At 73.1% G+C, this 23,344-nt stretch carries 19 protein-coding genes; 10 read left to right on the plus strand and 9 right to left on the minus strand.

What is annotated here, in order from left to right; all coding sequences use genetic code 11:
• Nucleotides 1-128 precede the first annotated feature (128 nt).
• From BG482_RS24670 to BG482_RS24690, 5 genes are all read left to right on the plus strand, one after another.
• Nucleotides 129-1,658 (plus strand): aldehyde dehydrogenase family protein, encoded by a 1,530-nt coding sequence (locus BG482_RS24670; protein WP_069771313.1) that lies wholly within the window; start codon nucleotides 129-131, stop codon nucleotides 1,656-1,658.
• A gap of 77 nt (nucleotides 1,659-1,735) precedes the next feature.
• Nucleotides 1,736-3,265 (plus strand): GMC family oxidoreductase, encoded by a 1,530-nt coding sequence (locus BG482_RS24675; RefSeq protein WP_069771314.1) that lies wholly within the window; start codon nucleotides 1,736-1,738, stop codon nucleotides 3,263-3,265.
• On the plus strand, nucleotides 3,265-4,356 hold the full coding sequence (locus BG482_RS24680; RefSeq protein ID WP_069771315.1) for a glycine betaine/L-proline ABC transporter ATP-binding protein: 1,092 nt from the start codon (nucleotides 3,265-3,267) through the stop codon (nucleotides 4,354-4,356). The genes BG482_RS24675 and BG482_RS24680 overlap by 1 nt, the downstream gene beginning before the upstream one ends.
• Nucleotide 4,357: 1 nt before the next feature.
• Nucleotides 4,358-6,319, plus strand: a complete 1,962-nt coding sequence (locus tag BG482_RS24685; RefSeq protein ID WP_069771316.1) for a proline/glycine betaine ABC transporter permease — start codon at nucleotides 4,358-4,360, stop codon at nucleotides 6,317-6,319.
• A gap of 1 nt (nucleotide 6,320) precedes the next feature.
• Nucleotides 6,321-7,277, plus strand: coding sequence for an ABC transporter substrate-binding protein (locus BG482_RS24690; protein WP_069771317.1), 957 nt, complete (start codon nucleotides 6,321-6,323; stop codon nucleotides 7,275-7,277).
• A gap of 299 nt (nucleotides 7,278-7,576) precedes the next feature.
• Here BG482_RS24690 and BG482_RS24695 read toward each other — a convergent pair whose 3' ends face one another.
• Both BG482_RS24695 and BG482_RS24700 read right to left on the minus strand, forming a co-directional pair.
• The gene (locus tag BG482_RS24695; protein ID WP_256096470.1) at nucleotides 7,577-8,020 is read right to left on the minus strand and encodes a carboxymuconolactone decarboxylase family protein; all 444 of its coding nucleotides are present in this window, start codon (nucleotides 8,018-8,020) and stop codon (nucleotides 7,577-7,579) included.
• Nucleotides 8,017-8,601, minus strand: coding sequence for a carboxymuconolactone decarboxylase family protein (locus BG482_RS24700; protein ID WP_079142098.1), 585 nt, complete (start codon nucleotides 8,599-8,601; stop codon nucleotides 8,017-8,019). The genes BG482_RS24695 and BG482_RS24700 overlap by 4 nt, the downstream gene beginning before the upstream one ends.
• Nucleotides 8,602-8,647: 46 nt before the next feature.
• On the opposite strand from BG482_RS24700, the gene BG482_RS24705 reads away from it, so the two are divergent.
• Entirely contained in the window at nucleotides 8,648-10,075 is a 1,428-nt protein-coding gene (locus BG482_RS24705) for a PLP-dependent aminotransferase family protein (RefSeq protein WP_069771318.1), read from the plus strand.
• A 32-nt stretch (nucleotides 10,076-10,107) separates the two neighbouring features.
• Nucleotides 10,108-10,593, plus strand: a complete 486-nt coding sequence (locus tag BG482_RS24710; RefSeq protein WP_069771319.1) for a carboxymuconolactone decarboxylase family protein — start codon at nucleotides 10,108-10,110, stop codon at nucleotides 10,591-10,593.
• A gap of 181 nt (nucleotides 10,594-10,774) precedes the next feature.
• Here the strand turns inward: BG482_RS24710 and BG482_RS24715 are convergent, their stop codons facing one another.
• The 7 genes from BG482_RS24715 to BG482_RS24745 all read right to left on the minus strand — a co-directional run bounded on the left by BG482_RS24715 (nucleotide 10,775) and on the right by BG482_RS24745 (nucleotide 19,954).
• Nucleotides 10,775-11,572, minus strand: a complete 798-nt coding sequence (locus BG482_RS24715; RefSeq protein WP_069771320.1) for an aminotransferase class IV — start codon at nucleotides 11,570-11,572, stop codon at nucleotides 10,775-10,777.
• A gap of 12 nt (nucleotides 11,573-11,584) precedes the next feature.
• Nucleotides 11,585-12,775, minus strand: coding sequence for an FAD-dependent monooxygenase (locus BG482_RS24720; RefSeq protein ID WP_069771321.1), 1,191 nt, complete (start codon nucleotides 12,773-12,775; stop codon nucleotides 11,585-11,587).
• Entirely contained in the window at nucleotides 12,772-14,340 is a 1,569-nt protein-coding gene (locus BG482_RS24725; protein ID WP_069771322.1) for a class I adenylate-forming enzyme family protein, read from the minus strand. Before BG482_RS24725 ends, BG482_RS24720 begins: the two co-directional genes overlap by 4 nt.
• Before the next feature lie 50 nt (nucleotides 14,341-14,390).
• Nucleotides 14,391-15,965 carry a benzoate-CoA ligase family protein gene (locus BG482_RS24730; RefSeq protein ID WP_079142100.1) on the minus strand — a complete coding sequence of 525 codons (1,575 nt, stop codon included), beginning with the start codon at nucleotides 15,963-15,965 and terminating at the stop codon, nucleotides 14,391-14,393.
• Complete coding sequence (pabB, locus tag BG482_RS24735) at nucleotides 15,962-18,280, minus strand: aminodeoxychorismate synthase component I (RefSeq protein ID WP_069771323.1); 2,319 nt, start codon at nucleotides 18,278-18,280, stop codon at nucleotides 15,962-15,964. The genes BG482_RS24730 and pabB overlap by 4 nt, the downstream gene beginning before the upstream one ends.
• A 30-nt stretch (nucleotides 18,281-18,310) precedes the next feature.
• Complete coding sequence (locus BG482_RS24740; protein ID WP_069771324.1) at nucleotides 18,311-18,889, minus strand: antibiotic biosynthesis monooxygenase; 579 nt, start codon at nucleotides 18,887-18,889, stop codon at nucleotides 18,311-18,313.
• Nucleotides 18,890-19,105: 216 nt separating this feature from the next.
• Nucleotides 19,106-19,954: a hypothetical protein gene (locus tag BG482_RS24745; protein WP_069771325.1), complete on the minus strand. Its 849-nt coding sequence runs from the start codon at nucleotides 19,952-19,954 to the stop codon at nucleotides 19,106-19,108.
• A gap of 130 nt (nucleotides 19,955-20,084) precedes the next feature.
• Between BG482_RS24745 and BG482_RS24750 the strand changes: the two genes are divergently transcribed.
• The 3 genes from BG482_RS24750 to BG482_RS24760 all read left to right on the plus strand — a co-directional run bounded on the left by BG482_RS24750 (nucleotide 20,085) and on the right by BG482_RS24760 (nucleotide 23,296).
• The gene (locus BG482_RS24750; RefSeq protein WP_069771326.1) at nucleotides 20,085-20,438 is read left to right on the plus strand and encodes a hypothetical protein; all 354 of its coding nucleotides are present in this window, start codon (nucleotides 20,085-20,087) and stop codon (nucleotides 20,436-20,438) included.
• A gap of 74 nt (nucleotides 20,439-20,512) precedes the next feature.
• A complete protein-coding gene (locus BG482_RS24755) occupies nucleotides 20,513-21,700 on the plus strand; it encodes a glutathionylspermidine synthase family protein (protein WP_069771327.1) in 1,188 nt (395 codons plus the stop codon).
• Between the two features lie 141 nt (nucleotides 21,701-21,841).
• A complete protein-coding gene (locus BG482_RS24760; protein ID WP_069771328.1) occupies nucleotides 21,842-23,296 on the plus strand; it encodes a glycine hydroxymethyltransferase in 1,455 nt (484 codons plus the stop codon).
• Nucleotides 23,297-23,344: the final 48 nt, after the last annotated feature.

Raw genomic sequence — 23,344 nt, forward strand, 5'->3', positions numbered from 1 at the left:
TGACTCAGCGCACTTTAGGCCAGGGATTGCGCATGCAATGAAAGGTTCGGGGCATGTGGACGCGGTCCCCGACGGCGACCCACGGGTGACACAGGGGGACTGAACAGGAACGGAAGGCAACACCGATCATGGCCGACACGACGGAACAGACGGAACAGCGGGAGTGCCGGACGATTCACGCGGGCGGCGAATGGCTGACGGCCGCCTCCGGAGCGACCCGGGAGATCCTCGACCCAGCGGACGGCCGCCCCTTCGCGGTGGTCGCCGAGGGCGACGAGAAGGACGCCGACCTGGCGATCGCGGCCGCCCGCGCCGCCTTCGACGAGGGCGACTGGCCGCGCACTCCGGCCGTCGAGCGCGCCGCACTGCTGCGCCGCGTCGCCGACCTCCTCATACGCGACCGCGAACGGCTCGGTCTGCTGGAGAGCCGTGACGCGGGCAAGACCCTCGAAGAGGGCCGGGTGGACATCGACTGTGTCGCCGACGCCTTCCGCTACTTCGCCGGTCTCGTCGCCGCCGAGGCGCCGGGCCGGGTCGTGGACGCGGGCTCGTCCGACGTCCACAGCGTCGTCGTCCACGAGCCCATCGGCGTGTGCGCGCTGATCACCCCCTGGAACTACCCGCTCCTCCAGGCGAGTTGGAAGATCGCGCCCGCGCTCGCCGCCGGCGACACGTTCGTCGTGAAGCCGAGCGAGATCACCCCGCTGACCACGATCGCCCTCATCGACCTGCTCGCCGAGGCCGGACTGCCCGCCGGCGTCGCCAACATCGTCACCGGCCCCGGCCACACCGTCGGCGCCCGGCTCGCCGAACACCCCGACGTCGACCTGGTGTCCTTCACCGGCGGCCTGGTCAGCGGCGTCAAGGTCGCCCAGGCGGCCGCCCCGACCGTCAAGAAGGTCGCCCTCGAACTCGGCGGCAAGAACCCCAACGTGGTCTTCGCCGACGCCTGCGCCACCCCCGAGGGCTTCGACACCGCCGTCGACCAGGCCCTCAACGCGGCCTTCATCCACAGCGGCCAGGTCTGCTCGGCGGGCTCCCGGCTCATCGTCGAGGAGTCCGTCCGCGACCGCTTCGTCGAAGAACTCGCCCGCCGGGCCGGGAAGATCCGCCTCGGACGCGGCACCGAGAGCGGCGTCGAGTGCGGCCCGCTCGTCTCCGAGCAGCAGCGCGCCAAGACCGAGGAGTACGTGGCCTCCGCGCTCGCCGAGGGCGCCGTGCTGCGGTCCGGCGGCCGACGCCCCGACCCCGCCCCGGAGCGGCCGGAGACCGGCTACTTCTACGAGCCCACCGTCCTCGACCGCTGCCACCGCGAGATGCGCGTCGTGCGGGAGGAGGTCTTCGGACCGGTCCTCACCGTCGAGACCTTCCGCACCGAGGACGAGGCCGTGGCCCTGGCCAACGACACCGAGTACGGACTCGCGGGCGGCGTGTGGACCTCCGACGCGGGCCGCGCCCGCCGGGTCGCCGGCCGGCTGCGCCACGGCACCGTCTGGATCAACGACTTCCACCCCTACCTGCCGCAGGCGGAGTGGGGCGGCTTCGGAAAGAGCGGCGTGGGCCGCGAACTGGGGCCCGCAGGGCTCGCCGAGTACCGCGAGTCCAAGCACGTGTACCAGAACCTCGCACCGCAGCCGGTCCGCTGGTTCGCGGGCTGACCACCGCGCCCCGCACAGTCCGCTCACCCCGCCCCCTTCGCATCGAACAGGCTTCGCACGCCCCTGGAGTACCCCCCATGCCAGACACCTCACCCGTCTATGACTACGTGATCGTCGGAGGCGGAACCGCCGGTTCCGTCATCGCCTCACGGCTCACCGAGAACCCCGACGTCACCGTCGCCGTCATCGAGGGCGGCCCCAGCGACGTCGGCCGCGACGACGTCCTCACCCTGCGCCGCTGGATGGGCCTGCTCGGCGGCGAGCTCGACTACGACTACCCCACCACCGAGCAGCCGCGCGGCAACTCCCACATCCGGCACAGCCGCGCCCGCGTCCTCGGCGGCTGCTCCTCGCACAACACCCTCATCGCCTTCAAGCCGCTGCCGTCCGACTTCGACGAGTGGGAGGCGGCCGGCGCGACGGGCTGGGGCGCGGTCCCCATGGAGGCGTACTACGCACGCCTGCTGAACAACATCGTCCCCGTCGACGAGAAGGACCGGAACGCCATCGCCCGCGACTTCGTCGACGCCGCGCAGCAGGCGACCGGAGTGCCCCGCGTCGAGGGCTTCAACGCCAAGCCCTTCGACGAGGGCGTCGGCTTCTTCGACCTCGCCTACCACCCGGAGACCAACAAGCGTTCGTCCGCGTCGGTCGCCTATCTGCACCCGGTGATGGACGAGCGGCCCAACCTGACGATCCTGCTGGAGACCTGGGCGCACCGGCTGGAACTGGACGGCCCGCGCGCGCGGGGTGTGCACGTGCGCGCCGAGGACGGCACGGAGAGCCTGGTACGGGCCCGGCGCGAGGTCGTGCTCTGCGCGGGCGCGATCGACACGCCCCGCCTGCTGCTGCACTCCGGCATCGGCCCCAAGACCGACCTCGACGCGCTCGGCATACCCGTCGTCCACGACCTGCCCGGCGTCGGCGAGAACCTCCTCGACCACCCCGAGTCGGTGATCGTCTGGGAGACGCACGGGCCGCTCCCGGAGAACTCCGCGATGGACTCCGACGCAGGCCTGTTCGTGCGCCGGGACCCCGAACACGCGGGCCCCGACCTGATGTTCCACTTCTACCAGGTCCCCTTCACCGACAACCCGGAACGGCTCGGCTACGAACGCCCCGAGCACGGCGTGTCGATGACCCCCAACATCCCCAAGCCGAAGTCCCGCGGCCGGCTCTACCTGCAGAGCGCGGACCCGAGCGTCAAGCCCGCCCTCGACTTCCGCTACTTCACCGACGAGGACGACTACGACGGCCGCACCCTCGTCGACGGGATCCGCATCGCGCGCGAGATCGCGAAGACCGAGCCGCTGGCCGGCTGGCTCAAGCGCGAGGTCGCCCCCGGCCCGCACATCACGAGCGACGAGGAGCTGAGCGAGTACGCGCGCAAGGTCGCGCACACCGTGTACCACCCGGCGGGCACCTGCAAGATGGGCGCCGCCGACGACGAACTGGCCGTAGTGGACCCCCAGTTGCGAATCCGTGGACTGGAAGGCATCCGCATCGCGGACGCCTCCGTGTTCCCGACCATGACAGCCGTGAACCCGATGATCGGCGTGCTGATGGTCGGCGAACGGGCCGTGGACCTGATCGGAGGCGATGCCTGATGAGTACCGACCTGAGCACCGGCACGAGTACCCCCGCGAGCGTCGAGACGCGCCCGCCGGTCTTCTCGGTGGACGGCCTGTGGAAGGTGTTCGGCCCGAAGGCCGAGACCGTCCCCGCCGACCCCGAGCTGACCTCCCTGCCCCCCGCCGAACTGCGCTCCCGCACCGGCTGCACCGCCGCGGTCCGGGACGTCTCCTTCGATGTGCGCAAGGGCGAGGTCTTCGTCGTCATGGGCCTGTCCGGCTCCGGCAAGTCCACCCTCGTACGCTGCCTGACCCGGCTGATCGAGCCGACCGCCGGCACCATCGCCATCGAGGGCGAGGACGTGCGGGCCATGGACAAGACCCGGCTGCGCGAACTGCGCCGGCACCGCGCCGCGATGGTCTTCCAGCACTTCGGCCTGCTCCCGCACCGCACCGTCGTCGACAACGTCGCCTACGGCCTGGAGATCCAGGGCGTCGGCAAGTCCGAACGCCGCGAGCGCGCCCAGGAGGTCGTCGAGAAGGTCGGCCTCGAAGGCATGGAGCACCGCAAGCCCAGCGAGCTGTCCGGCGGCCAGCGCCAGCGCGTCGGACTGGCCCGCGCGCTCGCCGTCGACCCCGAGGTGCTGCTCTTCGACGAGCCGTTCAGCGCGCTCGACCCGCTGATCCGGCGCGACATGCAGGAGGAGGTCGTCCGGCTGCACCAGGAGGAGGGCCGCACGATGGTCTTCATCACCCACGACCTCAGCGAGGCCCTCAAGCTCGGCGACCGCATCGCGCTCATGCGCGACGGCGAGGTCGTGCAGCTCGGCACCCCCGAGGAGATCGTCGGCTCGCCCGCCGACGACTACGTCCGCGAGTTCGTCCGCGACGTCCCGCGCGAACAGGTCATGACGGTCCGCCGGGCCATGCGCCCAGGTGAATGCGTCGGCCCCGACCATCCCGGCGCGATCGCCGCCGACGCGGTCGTCGCCGACGCGATCCAGGTCGTGTCGCGCAGCCACCAGCCCGCGTGCGTCGTGGAGGACGGCCGGTGTCTGGGGGTCGTCGACCACGAACGGCTCCTCGACGTCGTGGCCGGGACGGAGCTCCGCAAGGAGGCGGTCTGACATGGCTACCGTCACCGCACCCGCCCCCCGGGTCTCCCTGCCGGGCTTCCTCAAACACCGCGCGGCCGCCAAGCTCGCCCTGCTGGCCCTCGCCGCGGCGATCCTCGTCCCGCTCGCCGACGCCCAGTGGGCCAGCGGCAGCTGGCCCGCCGCCCTCACCGTCGACCTCACCCAGCCGCTGGGCAAGGTCAGCGACTGGATCATCGACAACCGTGACAGCCATCCGCTGTTCCTGTACGGCTTCGGCTACGTCAGCAACGCGGTCGTGCTGTCCGTGCGGGCCGTCTACCTGGTCCTGCTCGCCGCGGGCTGGGCGGGCGTCACCGCCGTCGCCGGGCTGGTCGCCTGGCGGGTCGCCGGAGTGCGGCTCGGGCTCGGCGCCGCCGCCGCGTTCCTGACCTGCGGACTGCTCGGCATGTGGATCCCCACCATGCAGACGCTCGCCCTGATGGTCGTGGCGGTCCTCGTGTCCGTCGCCGTCGGCGCCGTGCTGGGCCTGGCCGCCGGGCTGTCGGACCGGATGGACCGCATCCTGCGCCCCGTCCTGGACACCATGCAGGTGCTGCCCGCGTTCGCCTACCTGCTCCCGGTGGTCCTGATCTTCGGCATCGGCGTCCCCGCGGCCGTCCTCGCCACCGTCGTCTACGCCGCCCCGCCCATGGCCCGGCTCACCGCCCTCGGGCTGCGCGGCGCCGACAAGGAGGTGCTGGAGGCCGTCGAATCGCTCGGGGCCACCTCCCGCCAGCGCCTGCTGACCGCGCGCCTCCCGCTGGCCCGCAAGGAACTCCTGCTCGGCCTCAACCAGACGATCATGATGGCGCTGTCCATGGCGGTCATCGCCTCCGTGATCGGCGCCGGCGGCCTCGGTGACCGCGTCTACCAGGCGCTCGCCTCCGTCGACGTCGGCGCGGCCCTCGCCGCGGGCATCCCGATCGTCCTCCTCGCCGTCGTCCTGGACCGGGTCACCTGCGCGGCGGGCAACGGCGAAGGCGGCTCCGGCGGCGGGCGCACCGGCCTGACCCGGCGCGCCGGATGGGCGTACGCGCTCGCCGCCGCCGTGGCCGTGGCGCTCGTCGGACGGCTCGTCGGCCGCCTCGACTGGCCCGGCTCCTGGACGCTGAACATCGCCGAGCCGGTCAACCGGGCCGTGGACTGGATGACCGACCACCTCTACTCCGGGGTCCCCGTGATCGGCGGCACCGCCGACTGGGCCGGACACTTCACCACCTGGGTCCTCGACCCGCTGCGCGACGGCCTCCAGGCCCTGCCCTGGTGGTCGGTCCTGCTGATCGTCGCCGCGCTCGCCTGGGTGATCGGCACCTGGCGGACCGCGCTCACCGCCGTCCTCGCCATGGCCGCGATCGGCGTGCTCGGCGTGTGGAAGCCCTCGCTCGACACGCTCTCGCAGGTCCTCGCCGCGGTCGCCGTCACCCTCGTCCTGGGCTTCGCGACCGGCGTCGCAGCCGCCCGCAGCGACCGCTTCGAACAGTTCCTGCGGCCCGTCCTCGACGTCTTCCAGACGATGCCGCAGTTCGTGTACCTGATCCCGGTCGTCGCGCTGTTCGGCGTCGGCCGCGCGCCCGCCGTGGCCGCCGCGGTCGTCTACGCGCTGCCCGCCGTCGTCCGCATCACCACGCAGGGACTGCGCCAGGTCGACCCGGCCGCCCTGGAGTCGGCCCGCTCGCTCGGCGCGAGCAGCGGCCAGCAGATCCGCCAGGTGCAGCTCCCGCTGGCCCGCCCGGCCCTGCTGCTCGCCCTCAACCAGGGCGTGGTCCTGGTCCTCGCCGTCGTCATCATCGGCGGTCTGGTCGGCGGCGGCGCTCTCGGCTACGACGTCGTCTTCGGCCTCGCCCAGGGCGACCTCGCCACCGGACTGGTGGCCGGCGCGGCCATCGTCTGCCTCGGCCTGATGCTCGACCGGGTGACCCAGCCCACCGAACGCCGCGCCAAGAAGGGAGCGTGACATGCGCATCCGTACCACCGCGACCGTGGCCGGCGCCTCGGCGCTGCTCCTGCTGACCGGCTGCGGCGCCGCCGACATGACGAAGCAGGCCTCGCCGTTCGCCAACGCGCAGGGCGCCAAGTCCCTGACCCTGTCCGTGCAGTCCTGGGTGGGCGCCCAGGCCAACGTGGCCGTCGCCCAGTACCTCCTGGAACACAAGCTGGGCTACCGCGTCGACACCGTGCAGGTCGACGAGGTGCCCGCCTGGGACGCGCTCAGTCAGGGCCGGGTCGACGCGATCCTGGAGGACTGGGGCCACCCCGACCAGGAACAGCGCTACGTCAAGGACAAGAAGACGATCACGCCGGGCGGCGGCCTCGGCGTCACCGGTCACATCGGCTGGTTCGTGCCGACGTACTTCGCCAAGCAGCACCCCGACGTCACGAACTGGAAGAACCTCAACAAGTACGCGGCGCAGTTCCGCACCGCGGAGAGCGGCGGCAAGGGCCAGCTCATGGACGGCTCGCCCTCCTACGTCACCAACGACAAGGCGCTGGTGAAGAACCTGAACCTCGACTTCCAGGTCGTGTTCGCCGGTTCGGAGGCCGCCCAGATCACGCAGATGCGGCAGTTCGCCAAGGAGAAGAAGCCCTTCCTCACCTACTGGTACGCGCCGCAGTGGCTCTTCAAGAAGGTGCCGATGACCGAGGTGAAGCTGCCCGCGTACAAGGAGGGCTGCGACGCGGACCCGGCGAAGGTCGCCTGCGCCTACCCGCACACCCCGCTGCAGAAGTACCTCAACGCCGGCTTCGCGAAGGACGGCGGCAAGGCGGCGGCCTTCCTGAAGAAGTTCAAGTGGACGACCGAGGACCAGAACGAGGTCTCCCTGATGATCGCCGATCAGAAGCTCACGCCCGAGGACGCGGCGAAGAAGTGGGTGGACGGCCACGCGTCCACCTGGAAGGCGTGGCTGTCCTGAACCGCGCGGGAGACATGGCCCCGGGCCGGAGCCGCGAGCGAGGACCTGGACCGGTTCCGCGCTGATCTCCCGCGGGGCGGCCGTCGCCCTGCGCCGCAGTCCCGGTCCGAACGTGACACGGGGGCCCCGGGTTCGCCGAGGACGGCGGGCGAGGGGCCCTCGCCCGCCGTCCCGCCGAGGGGGTGACGCCCGCGTCCCGGGGACCGGGCAGGACCGCGGGTCTCCACGCCTTCAGGGCAGTCGGGGAGGGTCGCCCGGGGCGCGCCCCTGGCGCATCCGTCGCAAGTCGTCCGCCTTGCCTATGGTGTGTAACCCCCCGGTGGGATGCGCCGGGCGACCATCACCCGGTTCCAGCAGTTGACGGCGGTGATCAGCGCGACGAGATGGGCGAGTTCGGCGTCCCCGAAGCGGCGGGCGGCCTCGGCGTACACCTCGTCCGGCACGAACCCCTCCGTCAGGACCGTCATGGCCTCGGTCAGCGCGAGCGCGGCCCGCTCCCGCTCGTCGAAGACGTCCCCCGCCTCCTCCCAGGCGCCCAGCATGGCCGACTGCGGCTCGCGCACGCCCTGTTCGCGGGCGATCGCGAGGTGCATGTCCAGGCAGAACGCACAGTGGTTGAGCTGCGAGGCGCGGATCACGACCAGTTCGGCGAGCGCGGGATCGCCGAGACCGCGCTTGGCCGCCGCGCTCAGCGCGGACATGGCCCGGCCGACCTCGCGGTCGAGCAGGTTCGTGCGGCTCACGCGTGCTGCCCCGGCCGGTAGTGCCCCGGCACCAGCCGGCAGGTCACGCCGAACCGGTTCCAGGCGTTGATCACCGTGATCGCGGCGATCAGCTGCGCCAGCTCGCGCTCCTCGAAGTGCCGGGCGGCGCGCTCGTACACCTCGTCGGACACGAACCCCGCCGTCAGCACGGTCACCGCCTCGGTCAGCGCCAGCGCCGCGAGCTCCTGCTCCGTGTAGAAGTGCTCCGACTCCTCCCACGCGCTGAGCTGGACGATCCGCTCGACGCTCTCGCCCGCCGCGAGCGCGTCCTTGCTGTGCATGTCGACGCAGAGCGCGCAGCGGTTGATCTGCGAGGCGCGGATCTTCACCAGCTCCAGCAGCTTCGGGTCGAGGCCCTTACGGGCGGCGGCGTCCAGCCGGACCATCGCCTTGAAGACCTCGGGGGCGTGCTCGGTCCAGTCGAGCCGGGGAGTGTGCGCGGGCGCGTACCGAACCTGTGCGTCGGCGGCCGTGCTCGCCGAGGCGGTGGCGGTGGTCGTGGTGGCGATCGTCGTCGTGGTGGCGGTCGTGCCGGTCGCGGCGGGTGCGTTCGTCGTCATGCCTCGACCTTAGGAGCCAGGCAGCCCAGGAGTATGGTCCATTTCCATGGCGAGAACCCGGGCCACTTTGGGCGTCGACCTCCACCTGGAACCCACCGGACCGCATCTGCGGCGGGGGCTCACCGACGCCCTGCGTGAGGCCGTCCGCTGCGGCCGGCTCCCGCCCGGCGCCCGTCTGCCCTCCTCCCGCTCCCTCGCCGCGGACCTGGGCATCGCCCGCAACACGGTCGCCGACGCCTACGGCGACCTCGTCGCCGAGGGCTGGCTCACCGCCCGCCAGGGCTCGGGCACCCGCGTGGCGGAGCGGACGGTCGTCCCGCCGGCCGGCGACGCCACGCCCCGGCGCCCCGAACGGCGCGGGCCCGCGTACGACCTGCGTCCCGGCACCCCCGATCTCGGCTCCTTCCCGCGCGCCGAGTGGCTCAGAGCGGCTCGCCGCGCCCTCACCGCCGCCCCCTCCGAGGCCTTCGGCTACGGCGACCCGCGTGGCCGGGTGGAGCTGCGCACCGCGCTCGCCGAGTACCTCTCCCGCGCCCGCGGGGTGCGCGCCGACCCCGGGCGCATCGTGGTGTGCGCCGGCTTCGCGCACGGGCTGAAACTGCTCACCGCCGTTCTGCGGGCGCGCGGCGCGCACACGGTCGCCGTCGAGTCCTACGGCCTGGACGAGCACTGGAGGCTGCTGGCCGCGGCCGGGATGACGACGACCGCGCTGCCCTTCGACGAACGGGGCACGGACACCGGGCGGCTGACGGACGCGGGCGCGGTCCTGCTCACCCCCGCCCACCAGTTCCCGATGGGCGTGCCCCTGCACCGCGACCGGCGGGCCGCCGTCGTGGACTGGGCACGGCGCACCGGCGGGCTGGTCCTGGAGGACGACTACGACGGGGAGTTCCGCTACGACCGCCAGCCCGTCGGAGCCCTCCAGGGCCTGGACCCCGAGCATGTGGTGTACCTGGGCACGGCGAGCAAGTCGCTCGCCCCCGGCCTGCGGCTGGGCTGGATGGCGCTGCCGGCCGACCTGGTCGGGGAGGTGACGCGGGCCAAGGGCGGGATGGACACCTCCGGGGTCCTCGACCAGCTGACGCTGGCCGAGTTCATCACGTCCGGTGCCTACGACCGCCATGTCCGGGCGGCCCGCACGCGCTACCGCCGACGCCGTGACGCACTGGTCGCGGCGCTGGCCGCCCGCGCCCCGGCGATCCGCGTCACCGGCATCGCGGCCGGCCTGCACGCCGTCCTGCGGCTACCGCCCGGCACGCAGGGGCCGGTGCTGCGGGCTGCCGCCTACCAGGGCCTGGCCGTCGACGCCCTCACCCCCCGCTACCGGCACGCCGACGCGGTCACCGCGCCCCTCGACGCCCTGGTCGTGGGGTACGGGACACCGCCGGACCACGCCTGGTCGGGAGCGCTGGACGCGTTGTGCGCGGCTCTCCCTTTCGGTGAGAACGGCTCCGGAATTCCTTTTCCCGGATAGATTTCCTGGATTTTCCCCGATACAGTCCCACCATGACGAACAGTAATTCCGTGTCCCGCGTCGCCCTCAAGAAGACGACCCCTCAGGTCTCCGCCGCGATGGCCTCCCTGCATGCCGCCGCAGTTTCCGCCGCGCAGGAAGCGAAGGTCGAGCCGGAGATACTGGAACTGGTCAGGACCCGCGCCTCGCAGATCAACGGCTGCGCCTTCTGCCTCGACATGCACACGAAGGACGCCCGCGCCCACGGGGAGAGCGAACAGCGCCTGTACGCGCTGAACGCCTGGCGGGAGACCCCCTTCTTCAGTGAACGGGAGCGCGCCGCACTGGCGTTGACCGAGGCCGTGACCCTGGTGCACGACGGCCAGGTGCCGGACGCGGTGTACGCCGAGGCGGCGGAGGTCTTCGACGAGGCGCAGCTGGCGGCGCTGATCTGGGCGGCCGCGGTCATCAACGCCTACAACCGGATCGCCATCGCGACGCGTATGGCCCCGGGCGCTTATCAGCCCGCCGGGAAGTAAATGCAGGAATGCGGGTAAGCGGAATGACGGAAAGACGGCAAGGCGGCGGGATGGAAAGGTGAAAAGCGGAAAGCGGGCATCGGTGAAATCGGCCGATGCCCGTTCCCGTGCTTTCCCTGTTCGCCGCACTCGCCGCACTCGCCGCACTCGCCGCACTCGCCCCGAACCCGCCGCGCGCGCCTCAGGTGCAGGAAAGCGGCTCCGCCAGCGATTCCAGCCACGGGCGCCATTCCCGCGCCCGCGCGGGAGGCGCGCAGCCGATCACCCCTCCCGCCCAGCCGGTGACCGGCCGGATCCCGTGCAGGGCGTTCACCAGCCACACCTCCCGGCCGTCCAGCTCGGTCAGCGCCCGCTCGCGGTGGACGACCCGGACCCCGAGCCGGTGGGCCCGTTCCTGGATCAGGCCGACCGTCACCCCGGACAGCACCGGCAGCCGTGGCGGGGGCAGACACAGCGCATCGCCCTCCCACCACAGGACGCTGGCGGTCGCCGCCTCCAGCACCGCGCCCGACGGTGCGACCAGCACCGCCTCCGTCGCACCCTCCTCGGACGCCCGACGGCGCACCCGGGCCAGGGCGTCCAGGTCGGGCCCCTTGCGGCGCGGCATGGTCCGCGGGTCCGGCTGGCCGGCCGCCCAGACCCGGACGTCCGGCTCCAGCGGCGGGGCGGGCCGCAGCAGCAGCCGCAACTCCAGTGACCCCGCGGCGAGTTCCACGCGCGGGAACCACTCACCCGTGCGGGGCAGCGCGGCCGTCGCGTCCCGCCAGAACTCCAGCAGCCGGCGCAACGGCGGCCCGCTGCACTCGCCGCAGGCCCGCAGGAACCGCTCCCGGTGCCGCTCCAGACCGCGCACCCGGCCCTCGCGCACCAGCCACGAGTCCGCCACGAGCAGCCGTCCGCCACCGGAATCGGCGCGGGGCGCCAGCCCCCCGGCCGGCGTCCACGCCAGCGACTCCTCCACGACCGCATGCCCTGTCATCGTCTGCTCCTCTCAGTACTTTCCGCCCGCTGCCGCGGGGGCCCCGCCGCGCGGCCCGTACGGCGCGTGCTCCAGCCACGACCCGCACGACGGCAGCACGGGCGCGAGCGCGGCCGCCGCCCACTGCCGGAGCCGCACGCTCCGGCGGGTCGGCCGCAGATGCTCCAGGGCGCTCCCCGCGGCGGCGCTGTTGAACAGCCCCGCCGCGCGCCGTGCCTCGGCGAACGCCTCGACGGCGTCGTCGGTCCCGGCCGCGACGGCCCCGGCCGCCGCCGCTGCGTCGGCGATCCCGCTGTTCATGCCGCGCGCGCCGAACGGCGGGAACAGATGCGCCGCCTCGCCGACGAGCAGCACCCGCAGGCGGGAATCCGTGAACGAGGCGGCGACCGACCGCTGGAAGCGGTACGTCGACACCCACAGGATCCGGTCGGCGTACCCCTCGCCCACGACCGCCGGCAGCCAGCGCCGTACGGCCTCCTCGGTCCCGAACGCCTCCTGCGCGTCGTCGTCGCGGCACTGCAGGTCGACCTGGAAGCCCCCGGTGAACGGCACCCGCATCACGCTGCGGCCGCCCACCCCCGGATGCTCGTAGTGGAAGACCCGCTCCAGCGGCAGTTCGCCGCCCGGCACGTCGGCCACGTCCACGACGACGTGGAAGCCCTCGCCCCGGACGCCCTCCATGGCGATGCCCAGCGCCCGCCGGACCGCCGAGCGGGCCCCGTCGGCGGCGACGACGTGCCCGGCGCGCCACTCCCGGCCGCCCTCGCCGCTCACCACGACCTCGCCCGGCGCGACGTCCACGCCGCGCACGCGCGCGTCCCACTCGAAGACGACCCCGGCCCGTTCGCAGGCTGCCCGCAGAAAGCGCTCGGTGTCCACCTGGCGCAGGCTGGTGAAGGGCGGGAACGCGGCCGGAGCGCCGGACGGCGGAGGGAAGGTGCGCGAGTACACCTCGCGGCCCCGGTACAGGGTCCGCCGGGTGTGCCAGGTCCGCCCGTAGGACGAGATCTCGGCGGCGAGCCCGGGACGCATCGCGTCGAGCAGCCGGAGCGTCTCGCGGTGCACGAACAGGGCGCGGCTGCCCGGCCGTTCACGGTCCTCGGCGTCCGCCTCCAGCAGCACGACGGGCAGTCCGCGTGCACGCAGGGCGAGCGCCGCCGACAGACCGACGGGGCCCGCGCCCACGACGACGACCGGGTTCACGCGCGCACGCTCCGCGGCGTCCCGGTCAGCATGCGGGTGATCTCCACCCGCTTCACCTTCCAGGTCGCCGTCATCGGCAGCTCCTCGAACCGCCACTGCCGGGGCTCGGCCATCGCGGGCAGATCGGCCGTGGCCGCCCGCCAGCGCTCCGGGTCCAGCGGCTGCTCCCCGCGCACGCACACCACCGGCACCGGCTCACGGTCCGCCCCGGCCACGACGACCACCTCGCGGAGCTCCTCCAGCCGTTCCATCAGGGTGTCCTCGATCTCCAGGTTGCTGTGCACCGAGTCGATCCGGTCCACCTCGCGGTCGATCAGACGCAGCGCGCCCAACCGGCTCATGCAGCCCAGGTCGCCCATCTGCCACCAGCCGCCGTCGAGCTGACGGTCGTACTGCTCCCGCGCGCCGAGGTAGGTGAGGATGCGGCCCCTGGTGCGGGCCTCGATCCGCCCGGGCGTGCCGGGCGGGACCCGTCGTCCCTCGGCGTCGGCGATCCGCACCCGCGTGAAGCCGGGGATCCCGATCCCGACCCGTCTGCCGTCCGCGCGCTCCGCGCTGCGCCGGGTGAACCACCGGAACGCGACCGGACCGGTCTCGCTCTGCCCGTACAGCTGGATCAGCCAGGGCGCCCGGCGGGTCGACGCGCCCAGGAGCCGGCGCACGGTGCGCGGATGGATCGCGTCGAACGTGGAGCCGTACGACTTCACCCGGGACAGCGGGGCGCCGGGCGCGTCGGCCAGCTCCTCCCACAGCACGAAGGTGTTGGGGTGGGTCTCCACGATGCCGGGGCGGTGGCGGGCCAGCAGCGGTCCGACGGCCGCCGGTTCCGGGTCGGTGATCAGCACGAGCGGGCTGCCGAAGTGCAGCAGCACGCCGAGCAGGTGGTAGAAGCGCGAGTGCGCGAACGACATGTGCAGCGCGGCCGTCTCGCCGCGGGTGGGCAGGCCCATCGCCTTCTGGGGCACGAGCCGGTTCCACATCGCTTTCGGGCAGTGCACGGCCAGCTTGGGCACGCCCGTGGTGCCCGAGCTGTGGGTGATCAGGGCGGGCTCGCGCGGATGCAGCCGCACCGGCGCGGGCGGCCGCGCGCCGGCGTACTGCTCCAGCGGCTCGGCGCCGGGCGCGTCGTCCACGGACAGGATCCCCCGCACGGACGTCCCGGCCCCGTGCAGCGACCCCTCCAGCCTGGCCCGGTCGGTGATCAGCCAGGGCTGCCGCAGCCGTTCGAGCAGCTGCCCCACGACCGGACCGGACAGCCCCGGGGAGAGCAGCGCGGGCACCGCGCCGATCCGGGATATCGCGCAGGTCAGCAGCACGATGTCGACGTTGTCCGTCTTGTGGACGGCCACCCGCTCCGAGGGCCGCACCCCGGCCGCCCACAGTCGGCCCGACAGCTCCTCCACCAGGTCGGCCAGCGTCCGGTAGTCCAGGTGGACGCCCAGGGAGGGGTGGGTGTCCAGCGGCCGGTCCAGGGTGACGAAGACGGCTCCGTGGCGGTCGGCCGCCCGCCGGAACAGGGGGCCGAGGTAGAACCCGCGGTCGGCGAGCAGGGGGTGCTGCGACATGTGGCTGTTCCTCTCGGCAGGGCGCTCGGACGAAGCGCGCCCGGACGCGGTCACCAGGCGCCCCGGCGGACCAGATGGCGCCGGAGCTTTCCGCTGGCGGTGCGGGGCAGGGACGTCACGAAGACGACGCTTCTGGGCGTCTTGAAGGCGGCGAGGCGATCACGCGCCAGGGCGACGAGCTCCGTCTCCAGGGCGGCTGCGCGGATCCGGCCCTCGGGCACGACGAAGGCCCGCAGCCTGCTGGAGCCCCGCGCGTCCGGGACGGCGGCGACCGCGACCTCCCGCACCGCCGGATGGGCCCGCAGGACGGCCTCCACCTCCAGCGGGGAGACGGTGATCCCGCCGACCATCTCCATGTCGTCGGCGCGGCCCAGATGCCGGTAGGAGCCGTCCGGCTCGCGGCGCGCCCGGTCGTGGGTGGCCAGCCAGCCGCCGGCCAGGGTGCGCTCGGTCTCCTCCGGCCGGTTCAGATAGCCGCGCGTCACCGTCGGCCCGCGCACCCACATCTCGCCCGCCGCGCCGTCGGGCACCGGCCGCCCGGCCCGGTCGCGCAGCTCCACCTCGAACCCGGGCACGGGACGCCCGACGGTGCCGAGCCGGTGGTGGTTCAGGCTGTTGGCGCAGAAGGCGTGGCCGGCTTCGGTGGAGCCGATCTGCTCCAGCACGGGCGCGCCGAGCAGTTCCTCGACCCGGGCGCCGAGGCCGTCCGGCAGGCCCTCGCCGGCCGACACCGCCGCGCGCACCGAGGCGAAGCAGGTCGTGTGCCCGCTGCCCCGGTCGGCGACCAGCGCCGCGTACGCCGAGGGCACCGAGTAGAGCAGGGTGACACGGTGCCGGGCGACCAGCTCGTCGACGGCGGCGGGCGACGGACGCCTGTCCACCAGCACGGCGCTGGAGCCGGAGAAGAGCGGGAAGACGAAGGCGTTGCCGAAGCCGTAGGCGAAGTACAGCTTGGACACCGAGAGGGTGACGTCCGCCTCGGTGATCCGCAGCAGCCGCCGGCCGATGAGGTCGTGGTACGTCTTCGGGTCGCCGTGCGTGTGCACGACCCCCTTCGGCCGGCCCGTGGTGCCCGAGGTGTACTGCACGTACAGCGGCGTGTGCGCGTCGACCGGGTGGGCGCGGGCGGGCCGGGCCGTCGGGGCGAGCGCGAGAAGCTGGTCGGCGCCGAGCCGGACCCGGTCGGCGAACCGGTCCTCCAGGCCCGGTCCCGTCACGCACAGCACGGCCTCGGCGTCCTCGGCCATGAACGCGTGCTCCGCGGCGGGCAGTTCGGGATTGACCAGGACGGCGACCGCCCCGAGCCGGGCCGCGCCGAGAAAGGCCGCCACCCAGGCGATCCCGTCGGGCAGCGCGAGGAGCACCCGGTCGCCGGGCCGCACCCCGTGCTCGGCGAGCACCCGGCCCGCACGCGCCCCGAGATCGTGCACCTCGCCGTGGGTCCAGGCCCGGTGCCCCTGGTGGAACGCGGCCCGGCCGCCCCACCCGCGCCGCTCGGCGAGCGCGGCCAGGTACGCGGCGAGGTTGCCGGGGGCGGTGGAGTCGTCGGCGACCGACCGGGGCCGGGGCACCCCCGCGACGGGGATGACGACCGGACCGGGCCCGGGCGTACGCGAGGCCGTCATCGCGCGGCCTGCTTCCCGGCCTGGGCGGCCGCTTGCGCGGACCCCGGATCCGCGTCCGCGGCGGGCTCGCGCAGGGCGCGCATCTGCGCGGCCGTCTTCAGCAGCATCTCGTCGTACTCCGCGGCCGGATCCGAGTCCAGGACGATCGCGCCCCCGGCCCCCAGCTGCAGCACCCCGTCGGCCATGACGGCGGTGCGGATGACGATGTTGAGGTCCGCGCCGCCGCTGCAGCCCAGGTAGCCGAGGGCTCCCGCGTACACGCCGCGGGCCTCGGTCTCCAGCTCGTCGATGATCTCCATCGTGCGCAGCTTCGGCGCGCCCGTCATCGAGCCGCCGGGGAAGCAGGCGCGTACGCAGTCCACCGCGTCCACGCCCTCGCGCAGCCGGCCCTCGACGGTGGAGACGAGCTGGTGCACGGTCGCGTACGTCTCGGTCGCCATGAGCCGGGAGACCCGCACGGTGCCGGTGCGGCAGACCCGCCCCAGGTCGTTGCGGAGCAGGTCGACGATCATGAGGTTCTCGGCGCGGGTCTTGGCGTCCGCGGCGAGCGCGTCCCGCAGCCGGACGTCCTCCGCCTCTCCGGCGCCGCGCGGCGCGGTGCCCTTGATGGGCCTGGCCTCGGCGACGCCGTCCCGGGTGATCCGCAGGAACCGCTCCGGCGAGGAGCCGGCCACGTCGAGGTCGCCGAACCTGAGGAAGGCGGCGTAGGGGGCGGGGTTGACGCGGCGCAGCGCCCGGTAGAAGTCGTACGCGTCGTCCGGTGCGGGTAAACGCGCCGCGTCGGTCAGGCAGATCTCGTAGCTGGAGCCCGCGACGAGCTCCCGTCGGCAGGCCGCGATGTCCGCGAGGTAGGTCTCCCGGTCGCGCACGAGCCACGGTTCGACCCCCCTGAGCCCGTCCGGGGTGTCGGGTCCGACCGGGACCGGGGCGGGACGCGGCCCGGCGTCGCGGGGCCCGGCGGGGGCCGTGCGCCCGGCCGCGACGCCGGTGAGCAGCGTGGCCCGGCCGGCGAGACCGGTGAGGCCGGCGCCGCGCTGGGCCGGGGCCGGTATGCGCGGCGTGCGACGGGGGCGGGCGGGCTCGGTGGGGAGCGCGGCCAGCCGGGTCAGCGTGCTCTCCAGCCAGTCCGTGGCCTCCTGGCCGGCCTGCGGGGTGTCCTCGGCCACGCAGACCGCGTAGGTGAACCCCTCCTGGTGGTCCACCGCGATGAGCCGGTCGGCGAACAGCCAGCAGGCGTCCGGGGTGGCGGAGCGGTGCCGGTTCGGGGAGCCGCAGTCGGCCTTCGTCTCGTAGCCGAAGTAGCCGACGTAACCGCCGGTGAAGTCGAACGGCAGCCCGGTGGCGTCGACGCGGCGGTTGGCCAGCTGCCGCTTGAGGTAGTCGAAGACGCTCGCCCGGACCTTGCGCGTGGGCCGCCCGGCGCGCTCGATCTCGCAGCGGCCGGCTTCGACGTCGTAGCGGACGAACTCGGCTAGCGGTCCGCTGTCGTCGCCGAGGAAGGAGAAGCGGGAGAGCCCGTCCTCGACCCGGGAACTGTCCAGCCAGAACGCCCGCGGCGACCCGGCGTACATCCGCGTGAACGCGGCCTGGGTGTCGATCGCCTCGGCGATGCGGCGGGTGTGCAGGCGGTGGGCGGACCGGCGGGGCCGGGGGACCGGGACGGGGGCCGTGGCGGTCCGCGGGAGGGCCGCCGCCGTCGAGGGCACCGCGGTGTTCTTGGTGCGCGGTCTGCGGGCCCGCTCGGCCGTCAGGTTGCGGAAGTTGACGAGCATCCGGTGGCCGTACTCGGTCAGCACCGACTCCGGGTGGAACTGCACGCCCCACAACGGCCGTTCGCGGTGCCGCAGACCCATCAGGACGCCGTCCTCCGCCCAGGCCGTGGCCTCCAGCGAGTCGGGCAGCGGCTCGCGCACGGCCAGCGAGTGATAGCGCACCGCGGTGAAGTTCTGCGGCAGCCCCTGGAACAGATCGCGGCCGTCGTGCCGGACGTTCGACAGATGACCGTGCCGGGGCTCCGGGGCGGCGGCCACCCGGGCGCCCTCCCCGTGCGCGATGCCCTGGTGACCCAGGCAGACGCCGAGCACCGGCACCGAGGCCTCGGCGAGCACCCGGGCGCTGATGCCGAAGTCCCGGGTCCTCGCGGGATGTCCGGGGCCGGGTGACACCACCACGTTGTCGAACGAGGCGAGGTCGACGACGGCGTCCGCGGGGGCGTCGTTGAGGACCACCACCGGCTCCTCGCCGTTCACCTCGGCGATCAGCTGGAACAGGTTGTACGTGTACGAGTCGTAATTGTCGATGAGCAGGGTCTTCACCCGCCCACCTCCCTAGGGTCGTTCTTCGGCTTACGCGGTGCGTCGTTTGTGCCGTCCGCGCAGCGCCTGGAGCGGTGGATACAGCCATTTCTTGAAGAAACGCTGAAGGCGGGGCATGAGAATCCATGTGACGAGGGCCGTCACGCACAGACAGAGCAGCAGTGTGCGAACAATCGGATTGAGTCCGCCGAGGTAGGGGAGCGCAATCAGATTGAAAAGGAGCACCGGCGGGAAAACCGCGCTCATATTCACGAACCACAGTTTCCATTTCGACGGCGGCGCCGGCGTCCTCGGTGCGGGGCTCTGGGAGTCGAACCAGGCCTTGGAGCCCGGCACGCTTCTGCGGTCCGTCTGCCGGGCGATGCCCAGCGCCCGCTCGTCCCACTCCCCCTTGGCCGTGGAGTCCTCCCAGGCGCGGGCCGTGCCGTCGCTCGCGAAGCGATAGACCACATGCCATTCCGCCTCTCCGTCGACAAGGACACCGCCCCCCAGGAATCCGGGCTGCTGCGCGCTCGCGCCCAGCATGGCCCACCCCCAGGAATGGAAGTCAGCCTCTCGGCCCGGCACCACTCGATATGCGGCGGTGACGGTGACGGGATTACTGGTCACACCATCGAGTACGCGGGAGAGAGCGCTTGCGTTCACAGGTTCTTCAAACTTGCGGACCTGTGGCGGACTGTCCGAAAAGCGGCTTTGGGCAGGGCCCGTCACGCGTGTGGACAGTTACCCTTACGGACGGTCACGCGTGGGCGGGAATAGAAAAGAAAACCCCGACCGCGCATCCGATTCATCGGCGGACGGGCGGACGGGCTGACGGGGCGCCCGTCACTCCGACGCCGGCGACGTCTCGGGCGCCTCCCCGAACCGGGCCAGCGCCAACGCGCCCGCGACGGCGACCGCGAACCCCAGCACGGCCAGCCAGGCCAGCCCCTCCCGGGTGCGGTCCCCGAGCCACACCACCCCGACCAGTGCCGGTCCGATCGTCTCCCCGATCACTATCCCGGCGGTGGCCGTCGTGACCGACCCCCGCTGCAGGGCCGTGGTCAGCAACAGGAACGCGGCCCCGCCGCCCAGCAGCAGGGCGTACAGGGCGGGGTCGGTGAGCAGGTCCACGGGGGACAGTGAGTCGATCAGCCGCACGGACACCTCCACCACCCCGAACCCGCACCCGGCGCCGAGACCCAGCGCCAGCGCCCGGCCGCGCTCGGGCAGCCGCCCGGCGACCAGCCCCAGCAGCAGCACCACGACCGCCGCGCCGAGCATGGCCCACGGCAGGGCCGCCGGCCCGCTCTCGTCGCCCTCCGCGCCGGAGGCCAGCCCCAGCATCCCCAGCCCGGCGCACACCACCGCCACGGCCGCCCACTCGGTCCGGCTCAGGCGCACGTGCAGCAGTCGCGCGGCGACCACCGCCGTCACCGCGAGGCTCGACGCGAGGGCCGCTCCCACGGCGTAGATCGGCACCGAGCGCAGCGCGACGATCTGGAACACGAACCCCAGTCCGTCCAGCCCCAGTCCCGCCACATAACGCCACTGGCGCACGGCCCGCAGCAGGAGGGCCGCGTCGCCCGCCGGGCCGCGCCCGTCGTCCTGCCCGGCGGCGGCCGCCCGCGCCGCCACCGCCTGCAAAACCGTCGCCGCACCGAAGCAGACCGCCGCGCCGAGGGCGCACACCATTCCGAAGAGCACGAGAGGACTGTAGGCGAGCGGCTCGCCGAGGGGCCGCCCGCGTCCGCCTTCCCCGCGGTTGTCTAGGCTGTCGGCCGGAAATCGCCGTGGGGGCGATCCGGCACGGGGAGAGACGGACATGGCGGACATACGTCGACGACTTCGTTCGGGCACGGTGGTGCTGGGAGGCGTGAGCCTGCTGGCCACGGCCCTCACGGCCTGCTCCTCCGACCCGGAGAAGCGCTGTGTCGACCGCGACAGTTACACCCGGGCCAAGGGCTACAAGGTCGTCGCCGACAAGAACTGCAAGTCGGGCTCCACCACGTCGCACGCCGTCTGGTACTACGGCGGCAGCAAGAAGGGCTCCTTCGTCGAGGGCGGCTCCCTCTCCAAGTCCGGCAAGGGCTCGGGCGGTTCGAGCAGCGGCGGCTCCGGCGGCGGCGTCGACCGCGGCGGTTTCGGCGGCGGTCACGAGGGCGGCTCGGGCGGCTGAGCGACCGGCACGACCGGCATCGGACCGGACGACCGGACGCCCCGACCGAACGGCTGAACAGGACACCGTCACCCATGCGACGCCACACCGTCGAACCCCGCCCCGACTGGCAGCGGACCGTCGAGGAACAGGGGCTCGTCTATCCCCTCACCCGTCATCCCGACGGCGTCCTGCGCCCCTACTGGGACGAGAGCGCCTACTACGAGTTCACCCTCGACGAGGTCGAGGCGCTGGAGGAGACCGTCGAGGAGCTGCACGCCATGTGTCTGGCGGCGGCCGCCCATCTCGTCGACTCCGACCGCCTCGCCGACCTCGGCATCACCGACCCGCGCGTCGCGGCGGCGGTCGCCGAGGCCTGGCGGCGGCGTGCCGAACTCCCCTCCGTCTACGGCAGGTTCGACCTCCACTACGACGGCGGCGGTCCGGCGAAACTCCTGGAGTACAACGCCGACACCCCCACCTCCCTGGTGGAGGCCGCCTCCCCCCAGTGGTTCTGGATGGAGGACCGCTTCCCCGGCGCCGACCAGTGGAACTCCCTCCACGAACGGCTCGTCGACGCCTGGCGGAGACAGGCCGCCCTCCTGCCGCCCGGCAGCCCGCTCCACTTCGCGCACTCCTCGGCCGACGAACTCGGCGAGGACCTCATGACGGTCGCCTACCTCAAGGAGACCGCGGAGCAGGCCGGTCTGGACACCGACTGGACGTCCATGGAGGAGATCGGCTGGGACCCCCTGTCCGGCCGCTTCGTCGACGGCGGACTCCGGTTCATCCGCAGCTGCTTCAAGCTCTATCCCTGGGAGTGGCTCACCACCGACCGGTTCGCCGGTCACGTCCTGGACACCCTCGACAACGGCGGCGGCACCGGCACGACGATGTGGATCGAGCCGGCCTGGAAGATGCTCCTGAGCAACAAGGCGCTGCTGGCCGTCCTGTGGGAGCTGTACCCCGGCCATCCCCACCTGCTGCCCGCCTACCTGGACGGCCCGCGCGAGCTGGCGGCCACCACCGGCTACGTCGCCAAGCCCCTGCTGGGCCGTGAGGGCGCCGGCGTCACCATCCACGAGAAGGGCGCCGATCCCGTCGTCCGGGACGACGAGCCCTGCTGCTACCAGCAGCTCGCCCCGCTGCCCGCGTTCGACGGCAATCACGTCGTCCTCGGCGCCTGGGTCGTCGGCGAGGAGCCGGCCGGCCTCGGCATCCGGGAGTCTTCCGGGCTGATCACCGACGAGTACGCCCGCTTCGTCCCGCACGTGATCCTCTGACCGGCACCCGGTAGGCTGGCGAGCGGGTCGTGACTGGCGCGCTGGGATGGGACGGACCATCGGGGAGCGGCTCGTGAGCAGTGACAGTGCCGTGCGCCTGGGCCGAACCGAACTCGCCGTACGCCACGTCCGGAGGTCCCGATGCCCGAGAATTCCGCACCCCTCTCCACCGAGTCCACCGCCTTCCGCGCCGCCCTCGACGTGATCCGCGCCGTCGAGCCGCGCGTCGCCGACGCCATCGGCCAGGAGGTTCACGACCAGCGCGAGATGCTCAAGCTGATCGCCTCCGAGAACTACGCCTCCCCGGCCACCCTCCTCGCGATGGGCAACTGGTTCAGCGACAAGTACGCCGAGGGCACCGTCGGCCGCCGCTTCTACGCCGGCTGCCGCAACGTCGACACCGTCGAGTCGCTCGCCGCCGAGCACGCCCGCGAGCTCTTCGGCGCCCGCCACGCCTACGTCCAGCCGCACTCCGGCATCGACGCCAACCTGGTCGCCTTCTGGGCCGTCCTCGCCGACCGCGTCGAGGCCCCCTTCCTCGCGAAGACCGGCGCCCGCCAGGTCAACGACCTCACCGACGCCGACTGGGCCACGCTGCGCCAGGCCTTCGGCAACCAGCGCATGCTCGGCATGTCCCTGGACGCCGGCGGCCACCTCACCCACGGCTTCCGCCCCAACATCTCCGGCAAGATGTTCGACCAGCGCTCCTACGGCACGGACCCGACGACCGGCCTCATCGACTACGACGCGCTGCGCACGTCGGCGCGCGAGTTCAAGCCGATGATCATCGTCGCCGGCTACTCGGCCTACCCCCGCCTGGTGAACTTCCGGATCATGCGCGAGATCGCCGACGAGGTCGGCGCGACCCTCATGGTCGACATGGCGCACTTCGCGGGCCTGGTCGCGGGCAAGGTCCTCACCGGCGACTTCGACCCGGTCCCGCACGCCCAGATCGTCACCACCACCACCCACAAGTCGCTGCGCGGCCCGCGCGGCGGCATGGTCCTGTGCGACGACTCCCTCAAGGACCAGGTCGACCGCGGCTGCCCGATGGTCCTCGGCGGTCCGCTCCCGCACGTCATGGCCGCCAAGGCCGTCGCCCTCGCCGAGGCCCGGCAGCCGTCCTTCCAGGACTACGCGCAGCGCATCGTGGACAACTCCCGCGCCCTGGCCGAGGGGCTGATGCGCCGGGGCGCGACGCTCGTCACCGGCGGAACGGACAACCACCTGAACCTGATCGACGTCGCCTCCTCGTACGGCCTCACCGGCCGCCAGGCCGAGGCCGCGCTGCTCGACTCGGGCATCGTCACCAACCGCAACGCCATCCCCGCCGACCCCAACGGCGCCTGGTACACCTCCGGCGTCCGCATCGGCACCCCGGCGCTGACCACCCGCGGCCTCGGCACGGCGGAGATGGACGAGGTGGCGGGCCTGATCGACCGGGTCCTGACCACCGCCGAGCCGGGCGTCACGAAGTCGGGCGCCCCGTCCAAGGCCTCCCACGTCCTGGACGAGAAGGTCGCCGACGAGATCTCCCGCCGGGCCACCGACCTCGTCGCGGGCTTCCCGCTGTACCCCGAGATCAACCTCGGCTGACCCGCCGTCCCGGGCGGCCCCGCTCAGGCCGCCCGGGACGCGTTCCGG

This window comes from Streptomyces sp. LUP30 (assembly GCF_001746365.1).
In the GTDB taxonomy this organism is placed as follows: Bacteria; Actinomycetota; Actinomycetes; order Streptomycetales; family Streptomycetaceae; genus Streptomyces.

Excerpts from the sequence above, each read along its gene's own strand:
- BG482_RS24670 (WP_069771313.1), top strand. The coding sequence starts at position 129 with ATGGCCGACACGACGGAACAGACGGAACAGCGGGAGTGCCGGACGATT.
- BG482_RS24675 (WP_069771314.1), top strand. The coding sequence starts at position 1,736 with ATGCCAGACACCTCACCCGTCTATGACTACGTGATCGTCGGAGGCGGA.
- BG482_RS24680 (WP_069771315.1), top strand. The coding sequence starts at position 3,265 with ATGAGTACCGACCTGAGCACCGGCACGAGTACCCCCGCGAGCGTCGAG.
- BG482_RS24685 (WP_069771316.1), top strand. The coding sequence starts at position 4,358 with ATGGCTACCGTCACCGCACCCGCCCCCCGGGTCTCCCTGCCGGGCTTC.
- BG482_RS24690 (WP_069771317.1), top strand. The coding sequence starts at position 6,321 with ATGCGCATCCGTACCACCGCGACCGTGGCCGGCGCCTCGGCGCTGCTC.
- BG482_RS24700 (WP_079142098.1), bottom strand. The coding sequence starts at position 8,601 with ATGACGACGAACGCACCCGCCGCGACCGGCACGACCGCCACCACGACG.
- BG482_RS24705 (WP_069771318.1), top strand. The coding sequence starts at position 8,648 with ATGGCGAGAACCCGGGCCACTTTGGGCGTCGACCTCCACCTGGAACCC.
- BG482_RS24710 (WP_069771319.1), top strand. The coding sequence starts at position 10,108 with ATGACGAACAGTAATTCCGTGTCCCGCGTCGCCCTCAAGAAGACGACC.
- BG482_RS24715 (WP_069771320.1), bottom strand. The coding sequence starts at position 11,572 with ATGACAGGGCATGCGGTCGTGGAGGAGTCGCTGGCGTGGACGCCGGCC.
- BG482_RS24725 (WP_069771322.1), bottom strand. The coding sequence starts at position 14,340 with ATGTCGCAGCACCCCCTGCTCGCCGACCGCGGGTTCTACCTCGGCCCC.
- BG482_RS24730 (WP_079142100.1), bottom strand. The coding sequence starts at position 15,965 with ATGACGGCCTCGCGTACGCCCGGGCCCGGTCCGGTCGTCATCCCCGTC.
- BG482_RS24745 (WP_069771325.1), bottom strand. The coding sequence starts at position 19,954 with ATGGTGTGCGCCCTCGGCGCGGCGGTCTGCTTCGGTGCGGCGACGGTT.
- BG482_RS24750 (WP_069771326.1), top strand. The coding sequence starts at position 20,085 with ATGGCGGACATACGTCGACGACTTCGTTCGGGCACGGTGGTGCTGGGA.
- BG482_RS24755 (WP_069771327.1), top strand. The coding sequence starts at position 20,513 with ATGCGACGCCACACCGTCGAACCCCGCCCCGACTGGCAGCGGACCGTC.
- BG482_RS24760 (WP_069771328.1), top strand. The coding sequence starts at position 21,842 with ATGCCCGAGAATTCCGCACCCCTCTCCACCGAGTCCACCGCCTTCCGC.